Genomic DNA, 9909 nt, shown 5'->3' on the forward strand with positions numbered 1-9909 from the left:
TGCCGCCTCACAAGTAGCAGCCGGGACACCCGAAGCGTTACGGGACAGCCCTTAGAGCAATCCGCCTCGCCTCGGGGGCGCGTGGCCTATTTCGTCGTTCCTTGGGGCGGGTTTCCCTGGGAACGGGAAGGCCGATTTTGATGCGTACTGCGCATTCCGTCCCGCGGGTACAGCGGGACGGCGAGGAAATCTTCCAGGCGGGCAACGGTGACGACGTCCGGCCAGCATCGGCCGGCGAGCAGGTCGGCGATGGCCTGCCGGTTGACCCCGGATCCGGTAGAGACCTGCCGCAGGCTTCGCTTCTCGCGCTCCAGGGCGAGCGCGAGCGCGCGGGCGATGGCCTGGACGACTCTGGCGGCGATGTCGTCGACGGCGGAGTCGGGCCAGGATTCCGGATCGCGGGCAAGGTCTCGCGGCGCGGTCTTGCGGGCCATACCTCCGACCATGTCGATGCACTCCTTTCCGTGAAGATCGCCTTCGACGTCTTCACTGGCTGCTTGTCCAGCCGCTTCTGTTGGTCTGTGACGCTGAGCTCGGAGGTCTCCAGCAAGATCCGCGACTACCGGCCCCGGCTGCCGCACCGGCAGTGGGGACCGGTCGCCGAGCTGGTGAGAGCCACCGTGGCGGCGACAGCTCCGGCCACCTGTTACGCGGCGGAGCATCTGCTGCATGTGATCGGCCGGATCGCGGTCTGGGCGGACCGGAGCGGGCTGCCGCGCGACCCGGGAATCTGGCTGCGGACCGAGACGATCGACGCCTTCATCCTGTCGGGCTGCGTTGAGGTGAAGGACTCGACGGTGCTGACCTACCGGACCTGGCTGCGGCGGGCTCGGGAAGCTCTGGTGTGGGTCCAGCGCGGGGAGGCCCCTCCGGCTCGGCTTTCCTCGCCTCGCACTCCTCAGCCGCCTTATGGAGCCGGAGAGTTGGCTCGCCTGCGGGATTGGTCGAATCATCTGCCGGACCAGGCTCGACTCGACGGCCTCGCCCTCATGGCACTCGGAGCCGGGTGTGGCCTGATGCCGGGCGAGGTCCCGCCCATGCGAGGCAGCCATGTTCGCGTGACCTCCGGTGGGGTTGCGGTGCTGGAGGAGAAGCTGCTCGGGCGACTCGTGGCGTGCCACTCCGACTGGGAAGGCACGCTGGCCGAGCTGGCAGAGACCTCCGGACCCGGATTCCTCTTCAGGCCGGGACGGAAGGTCGCGGCAGCCAAGAACCTCGTCTCCTCCTGGCCTGCCCGCCATCGGCCCCACACGGGTCTGCCGCCGCTCTCCGCTCGGCGATTGCGGTCGACATGGATCGTCGGCCGGCTTTCCGAGGGCATCAGTCCGGAGGCGGTCGCTTCCGCCGCGGGCATGGCCTCCCCTGCCGGTTTGGCGGGCTACCACCACTGGGTGCCCCCACTACCCAGAGCGGAGGTGATCCGCTTGCTGCGTGGCCGCCGCTCGTGAGGGCGCGGCCTGAAGCCGACCAGCTGGCCGCCCGCCATGCGCGACCACGACTGCGGCCTGGACGGCTCACCGAGATCCCCGACTCCAAGGTCGGACAGCTGCTGACCGTCCTCGACCGCTCCGGCCTGCCCCAACAGCTGGAGGACATGCTGCGAGGCCGTCCCGGGCCACCAGGCGTACGGCCCAGGACCGTACTGGCTGGCCTGATGCTCGCCGTGTACTACACGGGCCGAGCCACGGTCTCCGACGCCTGGCGGATCCTGCACTTCCGTCTCCAGCCCACAGCTCGCGCCTGGCTCGGCATCCCCGAGATGCCTCCGTCCACAGCACGCGCGTGCATAGCTGCCAGTCGTCGCCTCTACCGGGGGCTGGACCGGATCACCACCGCGCTCGACCCGGCACGCTGCGACCGGCGTCGGCGCCTGGTCCAAGCGGAGGCTGACATCCACTCCGCTGTCTGGGACGAGGCTGTCGGCCGCGCGGCCGCGAACCGGCTCCAACGGCTCGCGAACGATCTCGTACTGGTCCCGGTCCGGCTGGCACAGCAACGCGGATACATGCGGCACTGGGCCGGTGACGTGGGAGTGGACGCCACCTCGATCCCGGTTCTGGCCGACCCGGACAGCAACTACTCGGGCACGGCCTCCGTCGAAATCACCGCTGGCTGGCACTTCAGCGGCGGCTCCGACAAGGGCATCTTCGGCTACAGCGCGAGCCTGCTCGTCGCCGCCCACTCCCGCACAGGCGAAGGGGCCGCGAAGGGCCGCCGCGCGCCCTCCTACCCGCAGCTCTGCCTCGGCCTCAGCCTGGACACACCAACCGTCCGTACGGGCGAGAACGCGGTCACCGTGTTGAAGCACCTCGCCGAGCTTCGACTGCCGACAGGTATCTGTGCCGCGGATCGGGCCTACACCGGCTGCTCGCCGGAGAACTTTCAGGTTCCGGTACGCCGACTCGGCTACCGCCTGGCCCTGGACTACAAGGCGGCCGACCGTGGCATCCAGGGCAGCTGGCAAGGAGCCGTACTGGTCGACGGCTCCCTCGCCTGCCCACACATCCCCAACGCCCTGGCTCAGGCCACTCACGGCATGGACGACAAGACCTTCCGCCGACGGCTCGACGATCTGAAACCTCTGGTCGCCGAGCGACTGCCCTACTTCCTCAAGCTCAAGCAGAACGCCGACGCCCGCGGAACCGTGCGCCTGCAATGCCCGGCGGCCGGGCCGTCCCCTTCGGTGAACTGTCCACGCCGAGAACGCCTCCGCCCTGCTCGACCGACCGCCTCGGGCCCGCCTCAGACCGTGATCAAACTGGCGGATCTCCGCTCCCGCGCCAGCCACGCCTCGGCTCGCCCGACCGTCCAGCTCCCTGACAGAGAGTGGACGGACCCTCCCGGCAAGGAGGCGCTGCCCGCCGTCTGCGGGGCCTCCGCGATCAGCGTCCCCGTCGACGCGGCCGGAGACCTGAAGATCGCCAAGTTCCGGCAGGACAGCCACTACCTCAGCCTCACCCGGGATCGGATCTACAAGCCGATCCGTTCCCACAACGAGGGCCTCAACGGCCGCCTCAAGGGCGCCTACATGGACATCGGCAACCCGATGCACCGCCGAGCACCCGGCCAGGTGGCCCAGACGATCCTGATCGCGATCATGTTGGCCATCGGAAACCTGGACATCCTGGAAACCTGGCTCTACGAGCGCACCGGCACCCGACTCTCCGACGCCGACTTCGATTCCATTCCGGCTGCCCCAGGTCGCGACTCGTCTTCCGCCCCCACACCACTCGACATGGGGCGGCATCCGCCGGCCAGCCTCTGATCGGGCAGCGTCACAGCCGCACAGCACCATCACCAGCCCCGGGCGACCGGGGCCGGTTCGCATGCCCCGGCAGCGGTGAGGCACCTGCCGAGCAACCCGCCAGACCCGATACGCCGCCATCCACCACCCCGAACAGGCATCGAACGACCCCCGAAACGACGAAGATCCCGCCCGATCTTGCGATCGGACGGGATCTCGTCACCATTCCTGAGCTAACTCAAGAACAGTCGGGACAGTCACCACGGGGAGTTTGGGGTGTGGACCAACAGTTCGCCGTTGCAGTCGGGGGCATGAAGCGACAGAGCAGCTGCGCTGGAGCACGTCGTCCAGCTCTCCTTGGCCCGTACAACCGTGTTGCCGACGTGATCCGTGTACGTCAGCAGGTCTGCAGGAATAGGCCCATCGCTGAACTGTCCGGAAAAGCCCTGAGTGCCCGCTTCCAGCGATTCCGAGATGAATCCGGGTCGGGGATGCCGCAGAGCTGCAGTCATGCTGTCCCCGCACTCAGGGTGGGGAAGGTTGTTATTCGTTGCGCGAAGGGAAACACCTGGGATGGTGGAACGAATGGAACATTTCGCCGCCGGAGTGTGACTCCTCCGCCCCTGTGTGGCGCGTGAACCTGACGGACTTCTGACTTCTCAGGTATTGGGTTCATCCAGATCGCGACACTAAACGCTTCGATCCAGCCAGAACCCCCCTGGCGTCGAATCTGGTGATCGCCGGGCGGCTACGGCCTGAAGTAGAGCGAATACTCGTTTCCCTTGTCGGGGGGCATGTTCGTCTTCCTGTTCTTGCACGTCACATCGGTGACGTCACCAATGGAACGGAGTGGCTGAAAGTTATGGATCGACGCTTATCTCGTGGGCTGCTGGTGGGTGCGGCAGTCATCGGTCTTGCGGCTGGGACGCCCGCGTTCGCCGAGGGCTCCTGGTCGTCCAGCATGTCGGGGGTGCTGCCTGGATTCGAGTCGCGTCGGTGGAACGACACCAACGCCGACTCCACCAGTACATCTGTCGCGTTCAGCGGATGCTCGGTGGAGGGCCGCACGTTCAGGGCTGCCACGTTGATCGTCTGGAAGGACGTCTTCGGCCCGGACAAGAGCAAGGGCACGAGAACCAACTACTGCAACACTACGTCCTGGGGTGACCTCGCCGCCGGCAACTACTACTTCGAAGTCGACGGCTTCACCGACTGCTGTTATCTGAAGGTCAACACTCTCACCACCCGGTACTGACCCGCCATACTGCCTGTGCCCCGGCGGCGGATACGCGTCTTCGGGGCACAGGCAGTGCACCGGAACACCAGAAAAGCTGCTTCCCCTGGAGTGCAGCGGAATGCGTGCTATGGCTCTGATCTTCCAAGGCCTCTCTTTCCGCTACGGAACGAAGGCCGATGTCTTTTCGGACTTCACTGCCCGGATCGAAGGCTCCGCGACAGTGCTCCTGGGGCCGAATGGAGCGGGGAAGTCCACGCTCATGTCGCTGGCTGCCTCGCACCTCACACCGGCTGCCGGCATGGTCTCCTGGAACGGGCTCGCAGCGTCCTCCAAGCGTGAACGCGCCAGATACCGCAAGGCAGTGGCCTGGATCCCGCAGCAGATCACCCCGATCCCAGGACTCACCGTCAGGGAGCAGGTCGCCTACGCGGGATGGCTGAAGGGCTTGTCCCGGTCCTCCGCATGGGAAGAGTCGGCCCGAGCCCTCGCAAGGGTGCAGTTGGAGAAACTGGCTGACCGTAAGAGTCACCAGGTCTCCGGCGGCCAGCTGCGGCGTATGGGTATCGCCGGTGCCCTGACCCACCGCAGCGAGCTCATCCTGATGGACGAGCCGACGGCCGGGCTGGACCCCACACAGCGCGGCGTGTTCCGTGATCTCGTGGCGGAACTCAGCCGGGCGGTGAGCGTCGTCGTCTCCACGCACCAGACCGAGGACCTGGCCGACCTCTACGAGGACGTGATGGTCCTGGCCGGCGGGCAGGTCCGCTTCCAGGGCACCACTCAGGAGTTCCACGCGCTGGCTTCCCATCTCAGCTCGCCGCGGGAAAGCGCCGAAGCCGCGTACTCGGCCCTCGTAGGCAGGGAGGTCTGACGTGCTGGTGCGCACCATTGTGAGGTCGTCCCCCGCGACCGTCCTGCTGCCGCTTGTGGCCGGGTTCGTCTTCCTTGCCCTCGGAGACGATCTGTCTGCCTGGGTGACTCCCCGCTACTGGCCGTCGGCGACCGGCAGTGCCGCCTTCGCCCTGCCTTTCGTTGCCGCTGCCTGCGCCGCTGCCGCCGCGTGGGAAGGCGCGCGCCTCACCAAGGGGCGGGTCTTCGAGCAGCCGGCGGTCCGCGGACCGCTGGCCATTGCGGTGCCTGTGCTGCTGCCGGTGCTGGTGATGGGACTGGCGGGCATCCTCGTGGCGCTCGCGACGTCCGCTGCGGCCGCCGACGTGCCACTCGGCCTGCCCGACTTCGGCATCCTTGGCGCCGTGGCCGCGATGCTCGTCGCACACACATTGGCCGGCTATGTCCTCGGCCGCGTCATGCCGCGCGTGCTGGCCCCACCGGTCGCGCTGATCGGCAGCTTCTTCGTGGGGGCCTACCCGGCGTCATGGAGCATCATGTGGCTGCGGTACCTGGTGGGCGGCGGTCTCAGCAACTGTTGCTCGATCGACACGTCGGTCGACTCCCGGGCCCTGGCCGGAACAATCTTCTTCGCCACCGCCGTCTCCGCCGCAGCCCTCACCCTGATCTACCGCGGAAGTACGCCTGTTGCTCTGACCGCGGCCCTCACGCTCGTGGCCGGCGGCGTGCTCGCCACCTGGCTTGTCGCCCGCGACCTCGGCGCCGATCCTCTCCAGCCACGCTCCACCGACGCCCTTGTCTGCGACGACACCGAGCGGCCGAGAGTCTGCCTCTGGCCCGAGGTCGCGAACCCGCAGATGGTGCACCAGGAGGCACGTGCAGCAGCCGCACGGCTGACGACAGCAGGCCTGCTCCTGCCCAGCACGCTCACCATGGCGGCCCGCCCGGCAGCGGATGAACTCAAACTCGGCATCGGCCCAGACACGCACGGAGCCGACATCGCTGCGGGCGTCGCCTCCGGCCTGCTCCCTTCCCCTCCCGCATGTGCGTTCAACGGCGAGCCGTACCCCGCCGCCGTAGCCGCCGGCCCCCTGGCCGCCTGGCTCTACGCCACAGCAGGCGTCCCGGAAGAAGCCGTCGCCGGACGATTCGGGCCCGACGAAGCACGGATCGCCACGAAGGTACGCACGCTGCCGCCCGCCACACAGATCGTCTGGTACCAGCAGACCCGTGCAGCACTGACCTCCTGCAACACCCCGCCGCCTGCGACCGTCTCCAGGGGGAAGGGATGATCTGGTGGTGCAAGATCCGCGCCGTTCCCCTCCTCGCTGCGTCCACCACCGGCACCATGCTCCTCGGCCTGGTCGCGGGAAACCTCGAACTACCCATCCCCGTCCTCACGGGACAGTCCGGCCAGTTCCTCCTCGCCCACCTCATGACACTGCTCCCCGCGGTGACGCTCCTGTACGGCCTCGGGCGAGCCGACAGGCAGACTGAAGGAGTCGCCGCACGCCGCGTTCGGATCTGGGACGCAGGCCTCGGCCTCGCCGTCGCGACAGGAGGCGCTCTCACGGCCGCGGCCTGCTACTTCATGCTCGACCTCGAACTCGCCCTGGTACTTGGCCGCAACATCGCCGGATACACAGGGATCGCTCTGCTTCTCTTTCCAGCACTGGGACCGCCTGTCACGGGAGGCGTCCTCGCTGCGATCCCCCTCGTCCTTGCCGCGGGCGGCTGGCGGCCTGGAGGTTCGCCCCAGCCCTGGGCCTGGCTCCTTCACCCGGCCGACTCGGCTCTCGCATTCCTCGCGGCGATCGGGCTGCTGACCGTGGGAGCGGCAACAGCAGCCCTGTGGTCACGGCCGCCCCTCACGATTGCCGCCCAGCCCTGACCGACCGGATCAAAGCCCGGACACACCCGCGGAAGGGGTCGAGCTGGCTGGCCGGCAGAGCACGGTCGTGATGACGAACATGATGCCTGCCGCCCCGGCTCCAGCTGGCTGAGCCTCTTGAGAGTGGCCGCTGATCGGGTGAGGCTGGCGGACCGCAACGCACGAGGCTCCTGTGCCGTTGAGAGAGATATATGACGTCTCAACCGCCTCTCACCTACACAGCCATGCCGCCAACGAACGGCGCCGGCCGGGCTGAGCGCAGCGCGGCTGGAGAGGCATGGGCGAAGGTCGCGGTCGCCATCGCGACGGGCGTGGCGACGGCGAGCGCGACCATCACGCGCAGCGGGCTGCTCATCATTTGCCACTCCTCGTGGGAGCGTTGGACAGAACGGCACAGATGTCATCGGGGTGCCGGGTCCGGTGCCGCCTGCCGTCACCCGGCCGGGGCAGGCGCAGGAGCATCTGCTCACGTCCGTTGCGCCGACTGCGGGTAGGCCTGGCGTTGAAGAGGCCGGGGCACGGCAGTGTGATCCGGGTGCCCGACTCAGTGGGCTTGTTCCCATGCCTGGATGACAGGGGCGGGGATGCGTCCGCGGTCGGGTACGTCGTAGCCCTGGGCTCGGGCCCATTCCCGGATGGCGGCAGTACTGGTGCTCGAACCGCCCGCGCTGGCCGTGGGTGGGGTGGCGGGGGCGGCCGGAGGCGCGGGGGTGAAGAACGCGCCGCGGCTGAGGAGGTCGCGGGGGAAGACCGGCGGGTGCTCGTGGCCGCTCAGGAGCGTGACGAGGAACGAGGTGAGGTTGCCCTCGTGGGTGTGCCAGGTGCGCCCGTCGGCCTCGTCGACGGTGACGGTCCAGGCGTCGGGCTGTTTCTCTGGTGTGGTGATCCAGAAGAGGTGGTTGCCGTTGTCGGTCACCCCGATGGCGAAGAGGTCTTCAGGACGGTGCGGCACGGGGTACTTGCCGCTGTCGAGGTCCTTCGCCAGTTGCCCGCGCAGCCGGGCGGGCATGGGCCCGGTGAGGTCGACGGCTTCCTTGCTCCGGTGGGGGGTGGAGAGGTGGAGGAAGTCGCAGAAGGAGCCGGGGCCGTAGGTGTCGACGAGTTGCTTGTAGTCGGTCGGCAGGGGGGTCTGGAGGAGGGTTTCGACCGTGTTCCAGTCTGTGGGAGTCGGGCGTGCCGGGGGCGGCACGAGCTGGGTGAGGGTGGCGAGGCTGGTCACAGGATTCCTTGGCGGTGAAGTTCGTCAGTACGACGCAGGCCAGGAACAGCCCGACCAGACAGGCCAGCGCCGGCCACGGGGCGGGTCCGACCTGTTCGGGCCTGCTTCATGGCCCGTCCACAGCGTTCCCCCTCCCTGCCCTCGGATCGCCGACGGACCTTCATGCTGGCCGATCCGAGGTGCCTGGGGGGATGGTCCCCGCTGTGGATGGGGGAGCCGCCCCTCCATACTGCTTCTCGTGCCTGAGGGGGTGGACCGGGTGCCTCCGCAGGCTGCCGCATGGCTGTAGGAGAAGGGGCGATTTCATGATGGCCGACGCTGATTCTTTCCTCACGCTGCTGGTGGACAGGATTCCCGAGGCGCGTCCCTTTGTGGAAGAGAAGTACGAACTGGGAGCGGGCGAGGCGCCGCCGGAGAAAGACACCGATACCGATCTGTATGCGAATCTTCTCGATCTTTTCACCAGGGCTGTGCTGCAGCCGGCCCTGGCCGAGGAACGGCTCGATGAAGACCTGCTGCGGCGCTGTTTTGATCTTGTGGAAGAGATGTACGAGACTCCCGGTATCTTCGTGCAGGGTGCCGTGTACTGGCAGGTTCTGGAGTACCTTCTCGAATCCCCCGGCTATCTGGCGACGGCGATCCCCTTCCTCAAAGGAGAGAGCAGGGACGGTGTGTCGAGCATGCTGAAGGACTACGCGGTCAAGGGGTACGAGCATGGCCTGCCGCCGCTGAGCGGCTGAGCGGCCGCCTTGGAGAGCGGGCCGACCGGCAACCCGCCCAGGCCCACGATCGCTCTCTCGCACTGAGGCCTACGGGCTCGACTGCGGTGCGGTCGAAGGCTCTGCGCTCATTTCATGAACGCAATCACCAGCGGGTCCGATTCCGGAGCGATGTAGTCGTATGTCGGGGAGTCGACGTGGCAATGATCGCTTGCATCCGCCTCGGAGGCGAACCCCTCAAGGCTGTCGGCGAGGAGGTCGAGAGCTTCCCGCCCTCCCTGGATCCTCAGGATCTGGGCTTCCGTGACGATCGAAACGCCGGCCCGCTCCGGATCCTCCCGGAACACGATCCCGGACAGCGACCTTTCGTAGGGAAAGGGACGCTGGTTCTCCGAGAGACCACAGCTCCCGGCCTTCCCCCGCAGCAGCTTCCCGAACGCCAGCAGCCCTTCACGCGTCCCCGATAGCTCAACCTCTCGGGTGTCCCTGCTGTACAGAACCTGCAACATCACGCCCCCTCCTACCTGCCGATCGTACCGAGCAAAGCCCGGCGTGCCGGCCTTTCGGACTCTGCCTGGTCTGCGGCTCTGCGGCAGATCTCAAACGCGGCCCGCCCCGTCAGGGCGGAGCGAGCTCATCGCTCGTACACACATCCAGCGATCAATACACGCATCTTCTATGCATATTGCGCATGGAGTGGGTTAGGTTCGCATCATGTTGAGTACCGAGGAAAGTCTCAGGCTCACGGTT

11 protein-coding genes are annotated in these 9909 nt (G+C 67.5%); 7 read left to right on the forward strand and 4 right to left on the reverse strand.

Annotation, left to right across the window (positions count from 1 at the left end; translation table 11 throughout):
- Positions 1-86 precede the first annotated feature (86 nt).
- Positions 87-434 (reverse strand): helix-turn-helix transcriptional regulator, encoded by a 348-nt coding sequence (locus tag IE321_RS39165; protein WP_190226434.1) that lies wholly within the window; start codon positions 432-434, stop codon positions 87-89.
- Between the two features lie 30 nt (positions 435-464).
- Between IE321_RS39165 and IE321_RS39170 the strand changes: the two genes are divergently transcribed.
- The 6 genes from IE321_RS39170 (at position 465) to IE321_RS39195 (ending at position 7221) form a co-directional block, all read left to right on the forward strand.
- Entirely contained in the window at positions 465-1448 is a 984-nt protein-coding gene (locus IE321_RS39170) for a site-specific integrase (protein WP_226652881.1), read from the forward strand.
- A gap of 206 nt (positions 1449-1654) precedes the next feature.
- Positions 1655-3265 carry a hypothetical protein gene (locus IE321_RS39175; RefSeq protein ID WP_190226435.1) on the forward strand — a complete coding sequence of 537 codons (1611 nt, stop codon included), beginning with the start codon at positions 1655-1657 and terminating at the stop codon, positions 3263-3265.
- A gap of 1063 nt (positions 3266-4328) precedes the next feature.
- Positions 4329-4499: a hypothetical protein gene (locus IE321_RS39180; RefSeq protein WP_190226436.1), complete on the forward strand. Its 171-nt coding sequence runs from the start codon at positions 4329-4331 to the stop codon at positions 4497-4499.
- 109 nt (positions 4500-4608) lie between these two features.
- Positions 4609-5352, forward strand: a complete 744-nt coding sequence (locus tag IE321_RS39185) for an ATP-binding cassette domain-containing protein (protein WP_190226437.1) — start codon at positions 4609-4611, stop codon at positions 5350-5352.
- A 1-nt stretch (position 5353) separates the two neighbouring features.
- Entirely contained in the window at positions 5354-6622 is a 1269-nt protein-coding gene (locus tag IE321_RS39190) for a DUF7224 domain-containing protein (protein WP_190226438.1), read from the forward strand.
- Positions 6623-6678: 56 nt separating this feature from the next.
- On the forward strand, positions 6679-7221 hold the full coding sequence (locus IE321_RS39195) for a hypothetical protein (RefSeq protein WP_226652879.1): 543 nt from the start codon (positions 6679-6681) through the stop codon (positions 7219-7221).
- Between the two features lie 214 nt (positions 7222-7435).
- Here the strand turns inward: IE321_RS39195 and IE321_RS39200 are convergent, their stop codons facing one another.
- On the reverse strand, positions 7436-7579 hold the full coding sequence (locus tag IE321_RS39200) for a hypothetical protein (protein ID WP_190226440.1): 144 nt from the start codon (positions 7577-7579) through the stop codon (positions 7436-7438).
- A gap of 186 nt (positions 7580-7765) precedes the next feature.
- The gene (locus IE321_RS39205) at positions 7766-8440 is read right to left on the reverse strand and encodes an Lsr2 family DNA-binding protein (RefSeq protein WP_190226441.1); all 675 of its coding nucleotides are present in this window, start codon (positions 8438-8440) and stop codon (positions 7766-7768) included.
- A gap of 305 nt (positions 8441-8745) precedes the next feature.
- Here IE321_RS39205 and IE321_RS39210 point away from each other — a divergent pair, with 305 nt between their 5' ends.
- Positions 8746-9180 carry a DUF7674 family protein gene (locus IE321_RS39210; RefSeq protein ID WP_190226442.1) on the forward strand — a complete coding sequence of 145 codons (435 nt, stop codon included), beginning with the start codon at positions 8746-8748 and terminating at the stop codon, positions 9178-9180.
- 107 nt (positions 9181-9287) lie between these two features.
- Here the strand turns inward: IE321_RS39210 and IE321_RS39215 are convergent, their stop codons facing one another.
- On the reverse strand, positions 9288-9668 hold the full coding sequence (locus IE321_RS39215; protein WP_226652878.1) for an Imm32 family immunity protein: 381 nt from the start codon (positions 9666-9668) through the stop codon (positions 9288-9290).
- Positions 9669-9909 lie beyond the last annotated feature (241 nt).

It is taken from the genome of Streptomyces hydrogenans, from assembly GCF_014656075.1.
GTDB lineage: Bacteria > Actinomycetota > Actinomycetes > Streptomycetales > Streptomycetaceae > Streptomyces > Streptomyces hydrogenans.